This is a genomic window from Nocardia wallacei (assembly GCF_014466955.1).
GTDB classification, from domain to species: domain Bacteria; phylum Actinomycetota; class Actinomycetes; order Mycobacteriales; family Mycobacteriaceae; genus Nocardia; species Nocardia wallacei.
In genome coordinates this window covers 2,438,928-2,454,978 of record NZ_AP023396.1, presented here as the reverse complement: position 1 = coordinate 2,454,978, position 16,051 = coordinate 2,438,928, and the positions used below count along the sequence as shown (strand labels likewise).

Genomic DNA, 16,051 nt, shown 5'->3' with positions numbered 1-16,051 from the left:
ATCACCTGGAATTACGCCGGGGCGACAATGGCTCGGTCGTCGCCGGGGTGGGTGATCAGGTCACGGATGAGGAGAGCGGCGTGGAGGGAGGTGCGGGTCTCGCCGTCGTCGAGGTTCACGCCGAGGATGCGCTCGATGCGGGCCAGGCGGTCGTAGAGGGTGGGGCGGCTGATGTTCGCGCGGCGGGCCAGTTCGGTCTTGTTGCCGGCCAAGTCGAGGAACTGTCGTAGCAGCGCGGTGAGCTCGCCGCCGTGGCGGAGGTCGTGCCGGAGCAGGGCACCCAGTTCGGTCTCGGCGAAGTTCTGCACGCCGGGCTCGTGGCGCAGCAGCGACAGCAGCCCGCGCAGCCGGACGTCCCCGGCACGGTAGAACGCACGCGGTGCGGCCGGACGCAGCGACAGCGCCACCTCGGCCACATGGCCGGCGTGGGCCAGTTCGCGCGCGGTGTCCAGAAGCGACTCGGAGTCGGCGCCGACCCCGGCGGCCACCCGCTGCACACCCTCGACGCGACGAACCTCGGTGGTCACCGCGGTGCACACATCGGCCAGCCGAGCGTCGAGGTCGGCGGTGCGCCCGACGGCCAGGACGAGGGTCACCTGCTGGTCGTCGGCGGTCGCCAGCGCGGTCGCCTTGGCCAGGCCGAGCCCGTGCCCGACCGCGTCGAGCAGCGCCGCGCCGCGCCGCTGCCGGGCGACGGGATCCGGTTCGGCGAGCGCCGCAACGTGAACGGCGACCGGAACGTAGCGGGCGCGGCGGGCCAGCCCGAGCGCCGCCGCGCGTGCCACCGCCTCGCGTTCGTCACCGAGTCGCCCGCTGACCAGATCCTCGAGGAGCCCCGTCTGCGCCTGCCGGTGCGGCCCGAAGCGGTCCCGCTCGATCATCCGATGCAGGGCGAGCGTTTGCGCGGCGCGCTCGAGGACCAGGCAGGCCCGCGTGGGCGAGGTGTGCCGGGAGCGCAGGATCAGGCGGCCCCAGCGCTGCGGGTGCGGGCCGACGGGGACGACGGTCCAGTCCTCGGTGAGCAGTCGCGAGGTGGCTTCCCAGTCGTCGAGCAGCGCCGCGGTGGTGCCGTGCCGGGCACTCGAGGCCAGTACCCGATGCGCCAGATCCTCCAGGACCACCGAGGCGTCCAGCAGTTCGGCGGCGGTGTGCACGATCTCCGCCAGCGACGCGCGCCGCACACTCAGCGCGGTGAAGGTCTCGTGCACCGAGTGCGCGAACTCCAGTTCGGCGTACTGGTCGGCCACGATCACCCGGTGCACCGCCTCGGTCACCGCCACGAACCGGGTGACCCGATGCAGTGCGATCACCGGCAACCCCAGCCGGTCGGCGGTGGCGGCGATCGGCGGCGCCAACTCCGCCACGGTGCCGCCGAGCTCGACCACCAGCCCCGAAACACCCACCGCCGCAAGCGTTTCCAGGTACGCGACCGAGGCATCCGGGCCCTCGGCCAGTGGCCGGCCGGTAGTGAGCACCAGCTCACGTCCGGCCAACAGCTCCGCCACTTCCGCAAGCTCGCTGACATGCACCCACCGCACCGGCCGATGCAGCGCAGCGCCCCCGCCGACCACCTCGGGCCGCCCGGCCCGCACGACAGGCATGTCGAGAATGTCGGCGACAGTCGGAAGCATCGACGAATCGTAAAACATTCGGCTCGAAGGGCGACATATCGTCGGCCCGGTATTCGTTGTCCGGACCGGAAGGATGTTGTCGAGGACACCAGGGCAGGGGAAGGCCGTACGGTGCGAGGGCAGAAATCGAGGAGCGTCATGCGGACCATCGCCCACTGGATCGACGGCAAACCGTTCGAGGGCACCGGCCCAGCGACAGCGCCGGTGACGAATCCGGCCACCGGTGTCGTCACCGGACAGGTCGCCCTCGCCGATACCGCCGATGTGCGCGTGGCGGTGGCGGCCGCGGCAGCGGCGTTCCCGGGCTGGCGGGACACCTCGCTGAGCCGGCGCACGCAGATCCTGTTCCGCTTCCGCGAGTTGCTCAGCGAACGCCGCGAGAAACTGGCCGCCCTGATCACCGCCGAGCACGGGAAGGTCACCCCGGACGCGCTGGGAGAGGTCACTCGCGGGCTCGAGGTGGTCGAGTTCGCCTGCGGCATACCGCATCTGCTCAAAGGCGGGTTCACCGAGAACGCCTCGACCAAGGTGGACATCTTCTCCATCCGGCAGCCGCTGGGGCCGGTGGCGATCATCTCGCCGTTCAACTTTCCCGCCATGGTGCCGATGTGGTTCTTCCCGGTCGCGATCGCGGCGGGAAACACGGTGGTGCTCAAGCCGAGTGAGAAGGATCCGTCGGCGTCGCTGTGGCTGGCGCGGCTGTGGACCGAGGCCGGGCTGCCGGACGGCGTGTTCAACGTGGTGCAGGGCGCCAAAGCGGCCGTCGACGGACTGCTGGACGACCCGGACATCAAGGCGGTGTCGTTCGTCGGTTCCACCCCTGTCGCCCGGTACGTCTACGAGCGCGGCACCGCCGCCGGTAAGCGGGTGCAGGCTCTGGGTGGCGCGAAGAACCACATGGTCGTGCTGCCGGACGCCGACCTGGATCTCGCCGCGGACGCCGCCGTCAACGCCGGTTTCGGCTCCGCGGGCGAGCGCTGCATGGCGATCAGCGTGGTGGTGGCCGTGGGCGAGGTCGCCGACGCCCTGGTATCGCGAATCACCGAGCGCGCCCGCACCATCCGCACCGGCGACGGCACGCGCGGCACCGATATGGGCCCGCTGGTCACCCGGGAGCACCGCGACCGGGTCGTGGGATACGTGGCGAAGGGCGAAGCCGAGGGCGCGCGCGTGGTGCTCGACGGGCGCGGCGTCGAACCGGACGGCGCGGCAGACGGATTCTGGCTCGGCCCGACGATTCTCGACCATGTGCGTCCCGAGATGAGCGTGTACACCGACGAGATCTTCGGCCCGGTGCTCTCGATCGTGCGAACCACCAGCTACGAGGAGGCGCTGGCGCTGATCAACGCCAATCCCTACGGCAACGGCACCGCCATCTTCACCAACGACGGTGGCGCGGCGCGGCGCTTCCACACCGAGGTGGAGGTGGGCATGGTCGGCATCAACGTGCCGATCCCGGTTCCCATGGCGTACTACAGTTTCGGCGGCTGGAAGTCGTCGCTGTTCGGCGATTCGCACGCGCACGGCAGCGACGGCGTGCACTTCTACACCCGTACCAAGGCGGTCACCACCCGCTGGCTCGACCCCAGCCACGGCGGCCTGAATCTCGGTTTCCCCCAGAATGATTGACGGAGGCACGGTATGACACTGCCCAACGGCCTGAGCGTCGACGCCGCCCGCGCCGAGGCGAACCGCGCCTACGAACTGGACCGCCGCCACGTGTTCCACTCGTGGTCGGCGCAGCGGATGTTGTCGCCGATGACGATCACCGCCGCGCAGGGCAGTTACGTGTGGGACGGCGACGGCAACCGGCTGCTGGACTTCTCCTCGCAGCTGGTGAACACCAACATCGGCCACCAGCACCCGAAAGTCGTCGCGGCCGTGCGGGAACAGGCCGCCAAACTGTGCACGGTCGCACCGCACCACGCCAACGCCGCCCGCTCCGAGGCCGCCCGGCTGATCGCCGAACGCACCCCCGGCGAGCTGGACCGTGTCTTCTTCACCAATGGCGGCGCGGACGCCGTCGAGCACGCCGTGCGAATGGCCCGCCTGCACACCGGACGCCCGAAGGTGTTGTCGCGCTACCGTTCCTATCACGGCGGCACCGAGACCGCGGTCAATCTCACCGGTGACCCGCGACGCTGGCCCAACGATCGCGGCAGCAGCGCGGTGGTGCGCTTCTTCGGCCCGTTCCTGTACCGGTCGCAGTTCTACGCCCGCGACGAGGCCGAGGAATCGCAGCGGGCGCTGGCCCATCTCGAGCAGACCATCGCCATGGAGGGGCCTGACACCATCGCGGCCGTGGTCCTCGAATCCGTCCCGGGCACAGCGGGAATCATGGTGCCGCCGCCCGGTTACCTGGCCGGGGTGCGCGAGCTGTGCAACCGGCACGGGATCGTCTTCGTCGCCGATGAGGTGATGTCCGGGTTCGGCCGCACCGGGCGGTGGTTCGCCCTCGACCACTTCGGCGTCGTCCCCGACCTGCTGACCTTCGCCAAGGGCGTGAACTCCGGGTACGTGCCGCTGGGCGGGGTGGCGCTGAGCCCGCGCATCGCCGCCACCTTCGACGACCGCGCCTATCCGGGCGGGCTGACCTACTCGGGGCATCCGCTGGCGACGGCCGCCGCGGTCGCGACCATCACCGCCATGGCCGAGGAGGGCATCGTCGACAACGCGGCCCGGATCGGGGAGCAGGTGCTCGGTCCGGGTCTGCGCGAACTCGCCGCGCGGCATCCGAGCGTCGGCGAGGTCCGAGGGCTGGGCGTCTTCTGGGCGCTGGAACTGGTGCGGGACCGCGACACTCGCGAACCTTTGGCACCCTACGGCGGTACCAGCCCGGCCATGACCGAGGTGGTGGCCGCCTGCCGCGCCGCCGGACTGCTGCTGTTCGTCAACTTCAACCGGCTGCACGTGGTCCCGCCGTGCACCATCAGCGAGGCGGAGGCCAAGGAGGGCCTGTCGATTCTCGACGACGCGCTGGCGCTGGCCGATCGCCACACGGGACCGATCGGCCCCGGCACGGCGTGACGGCACCTCGCCGCGAAGCCTGGGTGCGGGCGAAATAGCTCAAGCTACGGCCCGGCCTGCTGCGCTTCCTCCTGCGCGTGCTGCGCCTGGGCGAGCTGCTGGGGCGTGTAGCGCAGGGTCAGCGCGATCAGGCCGACCAGCGCCGCACCGATGCCGCACACGAGGAGCACGAGGGTATAGCCGCTGCTCAGCGCCGAGATCTGGGCATCGGTCATATTCGCGGCCCGGCCGGTCCGCCCGCCCAGCGACAGTGTGCGCGAGGCGGCGATCGGACTGAGCACGCCGATGGCCAGCGGCGTGCCCAGATTGAAGATCATCTGCCCGATGGCCGTCAGCGGGCCCACCTCCGTCGTGGGCACGCCGACCAGCAGGCACAGCGGCGCGACGACGATCACGAGACCGACACCGAATCCGGCGCCCAGCAACAGGATCAGCAAGGTCGGCGCGTACTCCACGCCGCCGTCCAGGGTCGCCCCGTACACACCGGCCGCCGCGAGCACGATCGCCGAGATCAGCAGCAGCCAGCGCGGCCGAACGGCCATGGCCGCCTTGGACGCCACCGCCGTTCCCACGCCCGCGCCGAGGGTGAACGGGATCGACGCCAGACCGGCGACCAGCGGGCTGTACCCGATGACGTTCTGCAGGAACTGCGCAACGAAGTAGGTCATCCCGGCCAGCACGCCCGAGCCGAGCAGCAGCGCCAGGAAGGTGGCCGCGCGATCGCGATCGCGGAACAGCGACAGCGGCAGCACCGGATTCTCCGCGGTCCGCTCGACCAGGACGAAGGCCACCAGCAGCAGCACACCACCGAGCAGGGACCCGAGAATCACCGGGCTGTCCCACCCCAGCGCGGGACCTTCCGTCGCGCCGAACACGACCGCGACACACGCCGCCGTGCCCAGCACCGAACCCGGAACGTCCAGTGCCAGGCGGTGATGGGTGGTATCCCGCAGCACGAACAGCGCGCCGACCACGATGAGCACACCGATCGGCACATTGATCAAGAACACCAGGCGCCAATCCAGCTGGGTGAGCGCGCCGCCGATCACCAGGCCGCCGACCGACCCGATCGCCTGCATGGACCCGAAGATCGCGATCGCCTGGTTGCGCACCGGTCCGGGCGCGTACGTGCTGACCACCAGCGCCATCGCGGAGGGAGCGGCGATCGCGCCGCCGAGACCCTGCACCGCGCGGGACACGATCAGCATGACCTCGTCCTGTGCCAGCCCGCACGCCAGCGACGCCAGCGTGAAGATCACGACGCCGATCACCAGCACCCGTTTGCGGCCGAACAGATCGCCGAGCCGCCCGCCGAGCAGCATCAGGCCCGCGAAGGTCAGGCCGTAGGCGGTCACCGTCCAGGCGCTGCCGCCGCTCGACAGGCCCATCTGCTCCTGGAGCCGCGGTAGCGCCAGGATGACGATGGTGCCGTCCAGGATCACCATCAGGTTCAGACCGCTGAGTACCAGAATCGGCAACCCGAAGGCCCGCGTCGTCACCGGATATCTCGTCGTCGAGGCGGGGTTATCGAGCACAGTGAGTCACTGTAACGGATACTCGACGGCCTACCCCGCCCCGTGCGCGCGCCCACCGCACGCACCCCTACTGACCAGTAGGACGTCACGACGATGCCGCGGCCTCGTCCGGAACCGCGGCCGTGAAGCCCGCCGTCGGTCCGATCACGATGATGGCGGGCGGGCGAATGCCTTCGGCGCGAACCCGTTCGGCGGCGCTGGCGAGGTCGGCGCGCAGGACGCGCTGGGTGCGCAGGCTGCCCTCCTGCACGACGGTGACCGGGGTGTCGGCGGGACGGCCGCCCGCCAGCAGCGCGTCGGCGAACTGCTCGATGCGCTCCACCGCCATCAGCAGCACGAGAGTTCCGCGCAGTCGCGCCAGCGCGGGCCAATCCACCAGCGAATCCGGATGATCCGGCGCGATGTGCCCGCTGACCACCACGAACTCATGGGTGACGCCGCGATGGGTGACCGGGATCCCGGCCAGCGCGGGCACGGAGATCGCGCTCGTGACACCGGGGACCACGGTGACCGGCACCCCGGCCGCCACGCAGGCTTCCAGTTCCTCGTAGCCGCGGCCGAACACGTACGGGTCGCCGCCCTTGAGCCGCACCACGAACTTGCCGGACTTCGCGCCCGCTACGAGGGTGGTGTTGATGGCCTCCTGCGCCATCGCGCGCCCGTACGGGATCTTCGCGGCGTCGACCACCTCGACGTCGGGTCCGAGTTCGGCGAGCAGTTCCGGGGGCGCGAGCCGGTCTGCCACAACGAGATTCGCCTGCGCCAGCAGCCGCCGCCCGCGCACCGTGATCAGGTCCGGGTCGCCCGGGCCGCCGCCGATCAGCGCGACACCGGGCGCGGGTGGCGCGGCCTCGTCGGACACCACCCCCGACTGCAACGCCTCCAGCAGGGCCGTCCGCACGGCGGCCGAGCGTCGGTGCTGCCCGCCCGCCAGCACGCCGAGGGTCATGCCGTCGTAGCGGGCGGTGGCCGGGGTGACCGCGGTGCCGAGCCGGGCGTTGTCGGCGCGCACGCAGAAGACGCGGCGGCCGGTGGCCTCGGCGACGATCGCGGCGTTGGTCTCCGGCTCGTCGGTGCAGGCGATGGCGTACCAGGCGCCCTCGAGATCGCCGTCGGCGTAGTCGCGCAGTTGCAGGGTCAGTTGCCCGGAGGCCGCCATGCCCTCCACGGCCGGGGTGACGGCGCGGCTGATCACGTGCACGTCGGCCCCGGACGCGATCAGCAGCCCGAGCCGGCGCTGGGCGACGGTCCCGCCGCCCACCACGACGACGCGGCGGCCGGCGAGATCGAGCCCGACCAAGTAGTTCGGGTCTCCTGCATGCGGGTCGGCTGGCGTGTTCGGCACAAGGTTCGAGCCTACGGCCTGCGCCGATGAGTCCGGCAATCGCCCACGCAACCGTCACACGGCTCACCGCGGCCGGTGCGCCGCGGTGCGGTTCAGAAGCGGCCGAGCACCTTGGTCGGGGTGATGCGCACGATCACGCGGTCGGCGTCCGTCGCGGAGGCCGGGTTGAACTCGGCGTACGGCTTGCCCGTGTACTTCAGCGACAACCGGTCCGGCATCTCGCGCGCCGGGTCCGGCGTGATGGTGACCGTGCCGCGGATCTGCGCGTACAGGTACGGCGTCTCGGGCGGGTTGATCAGGACGGTGATCCGGGGGTCGCGGGCGAGATTCTTGTACTGCTGCCGCGACACCGTGGTGGAGTACAGCAGTTCGTCGCCGTCACGTTCGATCCAGTTGACGGTGAGGTGCGGCTGACCGTCGCGGCCGATCGTGGCCATCGTGGCGAACACCTTCTCGTTGTCGAGGTGCTTCTTCAGTTCGTCGGAAAGTTCGGCTGTCACCTTCGGAACGAACCCTGCACGGCGCGCGCCTATTCCGCGGGTCGCGCGCGGTCCGGGCGGTCTGCTTCTATGCTCCGGTTATGCGACGAGGCGTCTTCCGGATCCTGGTGGCCCTGTCCGCGTCGGTGCTGGCCGCGGCGCCGGTCGCGCACGCCGATCCGCCCTATCGGCCGGTCGGGGTGGTGGAGACGGTGTTCTCCCAGCGCGGCCCGTGGCCGGTCACCGCGCAGCCCGGTTTCGGCTGCTGCGACGCCACCGGCGCCGCCTTCGACGTCTGGTACCCGGCGAACCTGGGCGCGGCCGGGATACGGCATCCGATCATCACCTGGGGTGACGGCACCAACGCCGTGCCCCGCCAGTACACACACCTGCTCGAGCACCTGGCGTCCTGGGGTTTCGTGGTGGTCGCCACGCAGAACCGCAATACCGGGTCCGGGGCCGAGATCATCAGCGCAGCAAGGTATCTGATCGATGCCGCGGCCGATCCGGCCAGCGTCTTCCACGACCGGCTCGATACCGGCGCGGTCGGCGCGATCGGCCACTCGCAGGGGGCGACCGGCGTGCTCAACGCCCTGGCGGACTCCGGTGGGCTGATCAGAACCGCTGTCCCGCTGGAACTTCCGGCGCAGGCGTTCTGCAAGGACGCTGCCCGGTGTGCCGACACCCGCAGGCTCGGCGGCGGTTCGGTGTTGTTCGTCAACGGCGCCGACGACGCGCTGATCTCGCCGTCGCACCAGCCACCGTGGCAACCGGCGGGTTTGCAGTCCAACCGCGCCTACTACGACGCCGTGCCCGCCTCGGTGACCAAGGCGTGGGGAACGCTGGTGCGCGCCAACCACAACGATGTCCAGGGCCAGCCGGACTGCGCCTCGGCCTCGACGCCGTGCACCACCGGCGTCTTCGGCTATCTCGGATATCCCACGGCCTGGCTGGTGGCGCAGCTGCGGGGCGATGCCTACGCGCTCGGCGCCTTCACTCCGGGATCCGGCGAGTTCTATCAGCCGAATCCCAACTGGGCCAATCAGGTCGGCGCGGCGGCCCGCTGATCCTCACTCGGCGGGCGCGTCCTGCACCCACTGGAACTTCGTGCTGCGCAACGGGAAAGCGTCGGGGTCGACGCGCTGCAGTGCGATGGTCACCGGGTGTCCGCCCAGCTCGCCGGTCAGTACGGCCCGGTCGGGGGCGGGCTGTTCGAAGGTGAGCGCGGCCGGTTGCTGTGGTCCGCCGGTGAGTTCCATGCGTCGCGTCGCGGCGTCGACATTTCCGGGGACGGTCACCATGGTGCCGTCCATGCGCTGGTAGCTGATCATGCCGGGATAGTCGACCACCACGGTGCGCCAACGGTTCTCGTCGGTGAGCAGTGGCGGCACCGGCTGCCCGTCCCGGGTGAACTCCGACACCGACCAGATGCCGTAGAGCGCCGGCTTCGGCCGGTCCGGGCCGCTGTCCTGCCAGTACCCCCAGCTGAAGTGCGCGACCGAGGCTGTCACCCAGATCCCGAGCGCAATTTGGATGCCCGCGGCGATCCGCCGGGACCGGACCGTCCGGAACGGATACGGCGCGGCGGACGGGCCGGTCGCGCGGTTCAGCACCAGCGCCTCGGTCAACCGGCGCGCCTCCGGGGCCAGCAGGACCAGGCTCATCAGCAGCAGATGCCCGGACAGGATCTTCACCGGCACCCCGAAGGTCATGTTCAGCAGAAACACCTGCGCCATGCTGACCAGCGTCAGCATCGTGCCGAGCACCGCGGTGCGCGGGAGGAACAGCAGCAGCCCCGCCAGCAGTTCCGCCGAGCCGAGCAGGATCTCGTACACCGGCGACACCCCGACCTGGTTCCACAGCACCGCGAAGGGTGGCTGATTGCCGTACGGCTCCAGCAGCGTCGTCAGCGCCGGCGCCGGCATCTGGGTCGGAATCACCTTGGCCAGACCGTAGTTCACCATCTGCCCGGCCACGCACAACCGCAGGAACAGCAGGAACCAGCCCGACAGCCGCCGGTACTCCGCGCGGCGATCCAGCAGCGTCCAGATCAGCGTGCCCGCCACCGCGATCACCAGCAGGCAGAACAGCAGCACCCAGAAGATGCCCTGATCGCCGCTGCCGTTGAAGTGCAGGCGCACGTCGGCGCCGAAGACCGTGCGGCCCACCCAGGTCAGCGCGGGCTCCAGCACGCGCACCTGCCACAGCACCGCCTCGTCCGGCAGCCAGGTGCCGAACCAGCCCACGAATTCGTACACCGGCTGCGGATAGACCAGGCAGAACAGTCCGAAGTACAGGAAGGTGAACCGGAACGCGATCCGCGTCGCCGGATGCCAGCCGCGGTGCGGTCGGTCCTCGGCCTCCGATTGCGCCGCCACCGGTTCCGCCGCTGTCGCGATTGCGCCCACGCTCGTCCCCTTTCCGGAAAAACCTCGCCCGTCGAACCTACGGACCGCGGGGCGCCGCGGACCTCGGGGAGGACCCCGATTCGTACCCGGACCCCGGTGTACGCCGTTCGGCCGATCCGCCGACATCAAGGGAGGTTACGTGCGCAATCCCGGGTAGCGCGTCCCCCGCAGGATCGACATGCCGGACCGACCTCCGGGTGAGGAGCGGATGCGGCCCGATACCCGGGTACGAGGACGCCGGTGCGGCAATCGGCCGTCCCGGTGACCGGACGCGGTGAATCTCGTCGCCGGATTCCGGCCCACGGCGAGGTAGAACGCGTTACATTTCATCCACCACGCCCGTCGCCGCTCACTCGGAGCTGCGCGGAACACGTTGGCACCCAATGGTTTTCGCATGCCAGGAGGACGCGCCATGGCGGCCGAGCCCGAATCCGACCCCGGCCGACGACGGCAGCTGACCACCAGCGCCCGCGACCTCGACGACCTGACCGGCCGCCTCACCGAGTGGCTGGGCGCGCGGCTGGGCTGCGACTCCCCGCCGCGGATCACCGGCGCGTCTCGTCCGCAGGCGGGTGGCATGTCGAGTTCATCGGTGCTGTTCGACGCGGAATGGGAGGTGGACGGCCGGGCCGCAAGCGGTTCGTACGTGGTGCGCATGGCGCCCGAGGAGGGGTCGTTCCCGGTCTTCGAGACCTACGATCTCGCCACCCAGTACGCGGTCATGTCCGGCGTGGCCGAGCACAGCGATGTGCCGGTGCCGCCGCTATGCTGGCTCGAGCCCGACGACTCGGTGCTCGGCGCGCCGTTCTTCGTGATGCGTCGGGTCGACGGGCGAATCCCCGAGGACAACCCGCCGTACGTGTTCGTCGGCTGGTTGTTCGACGCGACGCCCGAGCAACGGCTGCGGCTGACCCGCAACACCGTCGACATCATCGCCCGGATCCACGCCATCCCCGACCCGGCCGCGAAGTTTCCCGTGCTGGACGGGCCGGGTTCGGCACTGCGCCGCCACGTCGACGCACAGCGCGCCTGGTATCGGTGGGCGCTGGCCGACGACGGATACCGAATTCCGCTGCTGGAGCGGACCTTCGACTGGCTGGAGGCGCACTGGCCCGCCGATCCGGGTCCGGACGTGCTCAACTGGGGCGACGCCCGGCCGGGCAATATCATCTACCGCGACTTCGACCCGGTCGCCGTCCTCGACTGGGAGATGGCCGCGCTCGGGCCGCGCGAGATCGATATCGCCTGGATCATCTTCATCCACCGCTTCTTCCAGGATCTCGCCGTCCGCTTCGATCAGCCCGGCCTGCCCGACTACCTGCGCCGCGACGACGTGGTGCGCCACTACGAGCAGCGCACCGGCCACACCGTGCGCGATCTGGACTGGTACGTGATCTACGCCGCGCTGCGGCACGGGATCGTGATGGCCCGCATCAAGCGCCGGATGATCCATTTCGGCGAGGACACCGACACCGACGACCGCGACGACTACGTCATGCACCGGCCGAGCCTGGAGGCCCTGCTCGCCGGCACCTACGACTGGGATTGACCGATCTCGAACAGGAGCGAGCATGTCCGCGCCGGTACCACTGGACGAATACCCCATCCACCAGACTCCGCTGTCGCTGGCCCGGGTGGCGAGCAGCGACCGGAACTTCTACGACCGCAGCTACTTCAACGCCCACGACCGTGACGGTGGAACATTGCTGGTGACGGGCTTCGGCGTGTACCCGAACCTGGGGGTGGTCGACGCCTACGCCGCCGTGCGCCGGGGCGATACGCAGCGCACGGTGCGGTTCTCCGACGCGCTGTCCGAACGGAGCCTGGAGCAGCGCGTCGGCGGGTACCGCATCGAGGTGCTGGAACCGCTGCGGCGGCTGCGAATCGTCTGCGAGCACGACGATCTGGGCTTCGACCTCACCTGGACCGGCGCGTTTCCCGCCGTGCAGGAGCAACCGCACCTGATCCTCGCGGGGGCTCGCCCGATCATCGACGCGTCGCGGTTCGCGCAGGTCGGTTCGTGGGCGGGAACGCTGTGCGTGGACGGCACGGACATCGCCGTCGACCCGCGGGTGTGGACCGGGACGCGGGACCGCTCGTGGGGGATCCGGCCCGTCGGCGAGGCGGAACCGGCCGGACGCGCCAATGCCGAAGGGGCGGGCGGCTTCTGGTGGCTGTACGTGCCGCTGCGGTTCGACGACTTCGCGATCGTGGTGATCGTGCAGGAGAACCCCGACGGCTTCCGCACCCTCAACGACGCCACCCGGGTCTGGCCGGACGGCCGGGTCGAGCAGCTCGGCTGGCCGCGGGTGCACATCGAATATCGCTCGGGGACAAGGATTCCGGTCGCCGCGCGGCTGGAACTGACCGCGGCGGACGGCAAACCGCTCGAGGTGGAGATCACCCCGCGCACCTTCATGGCGCTGCACATCGGCTGCGGGTACGGCGGGGACCCGGACTGGGGGCACGGCCAGTGGCGGGGCGCGGACTGGTCGGCGAGCGACAGCTACGACCTCACCGATCCGGCCGTCGCCGGGCGCGTTCCGTGGGGCGTGATCGACCACGTCGCCCAGGCGCGCTGCAACGGAGCCGAGGGCTGGGGTCTGTTCGAACACGCCAGCCTGGGCCGCCACGACCCCACCGGCTTCGCCGACTGGACCTCGGTGGCGCCGTAGCCCTAGTGTTCACCGACGTGTCGAAACTGCGGCGGCGGGTGGTCGAGGCGGCGGAGGCGGTGCTGGCCCGGCAGCAGTACGTGTCCGCGATCGATGTGTTCACCGGTGTGGGCTGGGTGCATTCGAGTCACGTGGATCGGTGGCGGCAGGGCCGGGCGGATTCGCTGGAGCAACTCGCCGCCGTGGACGGGCGGCGGCTCGGTGACGCGGTGGACATCCTCCGCGACTGGGCGCACGACCGGGGCCTGACCGCCAGCGAGACCGCGTACATGTCGGGCACCCGGGATCGGCAGCCGCTGCGGTTCCTCACCGAGGGCGACGACGCCGCGTTCCGGATGCATTGGCTGTCGGGCGATCTCAGCGCCGCCCGGCGCGAGCAGTTGGTCCGGCGGCAGAACAAGGCGCCGGATCTGGTGGTGGTCGAAGCGCAGGAGGAGTGGACCTGCGTCGAATGCGGCGAAACCGGACCGCATCTGATCATGTCCACCGCCGGCTCGCTCTGCCTGACCTGCGCCGACCTCGACCACCTGGAGTTCTTGCCCGCCGGGGACGCGGCGCTGAGCCGGCGGGCCAAGAAGGAGAGCACCCTGGCCGCGGTCGTGATGCGCTTCAACAGGCGCCGCCGCCGCTACGAGCGGCAGGGCATCCTGGTCGAGGAGGCCGCGCTCGCCCGCGCCGAGGAGCAGTGCCTGGCCGACGAGGACCTGCGGGCCCGACGCCGCGACCGCGACCGGGTCCGGCGCGCCGCGCAGGACGTCGAATTCCAGGCCCGGATGGCGGCGGAGATCGTGCGCCTGTTTCCCCGCTGCCCCGCCGACCGCGCCGACGAGATCGCCGCCCACGCCGCGGTCCGCGGCAGCGGTCGCGTGGGCCGCAGCGCCGCCGCCAAGCTCCTCGACCCGGAGGCCATCACCCTCGCCGTCATCGCCTCCGTCCGCCACCGCGACACCGACTACGACCGTCTCCTCATGGACGGTGTCCCCCGCATGGACGCCCGCACCGCTATCCGCCCGGCCCTCGACCGCGTCCTGGAATCCTGGCGACTGCGGGACTGAGCCCGCGACTCAGCGAGCCAGCGCCACCGTGATACCGCGTAGCACCCGTTTCGGCACGAGCAACTCACCGTCGGCGGCCGCACACAGGGCCGCGGCCTCCGCCACGCTGGGTGTGCCTACCGCAGTCGCCGTGCGGCACAACGGATTCGGCACCTGGACGGCTGCCAGCCGTTCCGCCGGGAACGACACGATCTCCACCCCGAGCTCCTCCGCCGCCCCGATCAGCCCTTGCTCCCCGGCCCGCCGCTCAACGGTCGCCAGACATCGTAACCACCTGCCTCCCACCACTTCCCGCACCGCCGCAACGATCACCGCGGCCTCGGCGCCGGGCCGAAACCCCACCCCGACGACAACTCCCTCGTCCGTTCCGCGGTTCGGTGGCGGCCGATCGGGGGCAGGCCGAGGGTGGTTCACGCGTCGGCTCGGCGGGCGGCGTGGTCGGCGGCTGTGATGACGAACCGGGTGGTGGCTCGGGGGTTTCCGGCCGGGTGGGTGTGGAGGTAGGAGGCGTGGACTCGCTCGGTCAGGACGCCCTCGCGGACGGTCTCGCCGTGGGGCGCGCGCCAGGCCCAGGCGGGGGCGGCGATGTCGGCGGTCACCAGACGGGTGCGATGGAACTCGTGGCCGCGGACGCGGGTACCGGCGGTCCACAGCGGCGAATCGCCGAGTGCCACGGCGTCGCGGTAGCCGAGGGTGAGGCGGGAGCCGAATTCCGCCGTGGCGTCGACGACTCCCGCCATGCGGTGACCGTCGAGCGAACGCGTCAGATACAACAGTCCGGCGCACTCGGCGTGGATCGGCATCCCACGTCGCGCCGCCGCGGCAACCGCGGTCAGCAACGGTTCATTGGCAGCCAGCGCAGCGGCATGTTCCTCGGGAAACCCGCCCGGAAGCACCAAACCCGCTGTGCCGGTGGGCAGTTCGTCACGCAGCGGATCGAATACCACGACCGTCGCCCCGGCGGCCTCCAGCAACTCCCGATGCTCGGCATACCCGAATGTGAACGCCACGCCCCCAGCCATCGCGATGACCGGCGATGCGAACGCGCTGCCCGCCACCACGGTCTCGGCCGCCGTATCGCTCTCGGCCGAAATATCGCTGTCGGGCAAGCGGATCGCACCGCTCACCCCGGAGCGCAACTCGGCGGCCGGGTTCCATTCCGGGGCGCAAGCGCGTACTGCGGCGAGCCGTGCCAGGGTGGGCAGGTCCACGTGCGCCGCGACGAGTTCGGTCATCGCATCGACTGCGGTTCGAGCGGCGGAACCATGTTCGACGGCGGGAATGAGGCCCAAATGCCTGGAAGGCACCGATAATTCGGCCATGCGGGGCAGTGCTCCCAGCACCGGGAGGCCGACCCGGTCGCAGGCCGCGCGCAATACCTCCTCGTGCCGTTCGCTGCCGACGCGGTTGAGAATGACGCCGCCGAGCCGTATCCCGCTGTCGAAGGTGGCGAATCCGTGCAGCAGCGCGGCGAGACTCTGGCTGTGGCCACGGGCGTCCACCACCAGCACCACCGGGGCCCCGAGCAGCGCCGCCACCTGCGCGGTCGACCCTTCCGCGACGGCTGCCGCCCGGTTGTCGTCGATGCGGCCGTCGAACAAGCCCATCACGCCCTCGACCACCGCGATATCGCAGTCGCGAGCGCCGTGCTCGTACAGCGGTACCACCCGGTCCACACCGACCAGCACCGGATCCAGATTGCGCCCCGGCCGTCCCGCGGCGAGCCCGTGATAGCCGGGGTCGATGTAGTCCGGCCCCACCTTGAACGGCGCCACCCGATGCCCCGCGCGCCGCAGCGCACCGATCAAACCCGTTGCGAGCGTGGTCTTCCCGCTCCCGGAGGCGGGCGCGGCGATCACCACCGCGGGAGTGCTCACCGACATCCCCCGCGCCCGG

Annotated in this window: 13 protein-coding genes; 6 read left to right on the top strand and 7 right to left on the bottom strand. The window is 70.8% G+C overall.

Annotated features, from left to right (window positions below; translation table 11 throughout):
• Positions 1 to 11: 11 nt before the first annotated feature.
• A complete protein-coding gene (locus NWFMUON74_RS11125; RefSeq protein WP_187687735.1) occupies positions 12 to 1,631 on the bottom strand; it encodes a PucR family transcriptional regulator in 1,620 nt (539 codons plus the stop codon).
• Positions 1,632 to 1,769: 138 nt separating this feature from the next.
• Between NWFMUON74_RS11125 and NWFMUON74_RS11120 the strand changes: the two genes are divergently transcribed.
• Together NWFMUON74_RS11120 and NWFMUON74_RS11115 are read left to right on the top strand one after the other, a co-directional pair.
• Entirely contained in the window at positions 1,770 to 3,260 is a 1,491-nt protein-coding gene (locus tag NWFMUON74_RS11120; RefSeq protein ID WP_187687734.1) for a CoA-acylating methylmalonate-semialdehyde dehydrogenase, read from the top strand.
• A 12-nt stretch (positions 3,261 to 3,272) separates the two neighbouring features.
• Positions 3,273 to 4,658, top strand: coding sequence for an aspartate aminotransferase family protein (locus NWFMUON74_RS11115; RefSeq protein WP_187687733.1), 1,386 nt, complete (start codon positions 3,273 to 3,275; stop codon positions 4,656 to 4,658).
• Between the two features lie 44 nt (positions 4,659 to 4,702).
• Here NWFMUON74_RS11115 and NWFMUON74_RS11110 read toward each other — a convergent pair whose 3' ends face one another.
• From NWFMUON74_RS11110 to NWFMUON74_RS11100, 3 genes are all read right to left on the bottom strand, one after another.
• Positions 4,703 to 6,193, bottom strand: coding sequence for an MFS transporter (locus tag NWFMUON74_RS11110; RefSeq protein WP_232110960.1), 1,491 nt, complete (start codon positions 6,191 to 6,193; stop codon positions 4,703 to 4,705).
• An 85-nt stretch (positions 6,194 to 6,278) separates the two neighbouring features.
• Positions 6,279 to 7,538, bottom strand: coding sequence for a uroporphyrinogen-III C-methyltransferase (gene cobA, locus NWFMUON74_RS11105; RefSeq protein ID WP_187687732.1), 1,260 nt, complete (start codon positions 7,536 to 7,538; stop codon positions 6,279 to 6,281).
• 92 nt (positions 7,539 to 7,630) lie between these two features.
• The gene (locus tag NWFMUON74_RS11100; protein ID WP_187687731.1) at positions 7,631 to 8,038 is read right to left on the bottom strand and encodes a PPOX class F420-dependent oxidoreductase; all 408 of its coding nucleotides are present in this window, start codon (positions 8,036 to 8,038) and stop codon (positions 7,631 to 7,633) included.
• A gap of 80 nt (positions 8,039 to 8,118) precedes the next feature.
• Here NWFMUON74_RS11100 and NWFMUON74_RS11095 point away from each other — a divergent pair, with 80 nt between their 5' ends.
• Positions 8,119 to 9,084, top strand: coding sequence for a poly(ethylene terephthalate) hydrolase family protein (locus tag NWFMUON74_RS11095; RefSeq protein ID WP_187687730.1), 966 nt, complete (start codon positions 8,119 to 8,121; stop codon positions 9,082 to 9,084).
• A 3-nt stretch (positions 9,085 to 9,087) separates the two neighbouring features.
• On the opposite strand, the gene NWFMUON74_RS11090 is transcribed toward NWFMUON74_RS11095, so the two are convergent.
• The gene (locus NWFMUON74_RS11090; RefSeq protein ID WP_232110959.1) at positions 9,088 to 10,425 is read right to left on the bottom strand and encodes a DoxX family protein; all 1,338 of its coding nucleotides are present in this window, start codon (positions 10,423 to 10,425) and stop codon (positions 9,088 to 9,090) included.
• Positions 10,426 to 10,819: 394 nt separating this feature from the next.
• On the opposite strand from NWFMUON74_RS11090, the gene NWFMUON74_RS11085 reads away from it, so the two are divergent.
• Genes NWFMUON74_RS11085 through NWFMUON74_RS11075 form a run of 3 tightly spaced genes read left to right on the top strand, consistent with a single transcriptional unit; the run spans position 10,820 to position 14,155 of the window.
• Complete coding sequence (locus NWFMUON74_RS11085) at positions 10,820 to 11,974, top strand: phosphotransferase family protein (RefSeq protein WP_232110958.1); 1,155 nt, start codon at positions 10,820 to 10,822, stop codon at positions 11,972 to 11,974.
• Positions 11,975 to 11,996: 22 nt separating this feature from the next.
• Positions 11,997 to 13,100 (top strand): Rv3169 family protein, encoded by a 1,104-nt coding sequence (locus NWFMUON74_RS11080; RefSeq protein WP_187687729.1) that lies wholly within the window; start codon positions 11,997 to 11,999, stop codon positions 13,098 to 13,100.
• 17 nt (positions 13,101 to 13,117) lie between these two features.
• Complete coding sequence (locus NWFMUON74_RS11075; RefSeq protein WP_232110957.1) at positions 13,118 to 14,155, top strand: DUF2293 domain-containing protein; 1,038 nt, start codon at positions 13,118 to 13,120, stop codon at positions 14,153 to 14,155.
• 9 nt (positions 14,156 to 14,164) lie between these two features.
• Here the strand turns inward: NWFMUON74_RS11075 and NWFMUON74_RS11070 are convergent, their stop codons facing one another.
• Both NWFMUON74_RS11070 and NWFMUON74_RS11065 read right to left on the bottom strand, forming a co-directional pair.
• Positions 14,165 to 14,497, bottom strand: coding sequence for a cobalamin biosynthesis protein (locus NWFMUON74_RS11070; protein WP_232110956.1), 333 nt, complete (start codon positions 14,495 to 14,497; stop codon positions 14,165 to 14,167).
• 68 nt (positions 14,498 to 14,565) lie between these two features.
• Positions 14,566 to 16,038, bottom strand: a complete 1,473-nt coding sequence (locus NWFMUON74_RS11065) for a cobyrinic acid a,c-diamide synthase CobB (protein ID WP_187687727.1) — start codon at positions 16,036 to 16,038, stop codon at positions 14,566 to 14,568.
• Between the last annotated feature and the right edge of the window lie 13 nt (positions 16,039 to 16,051).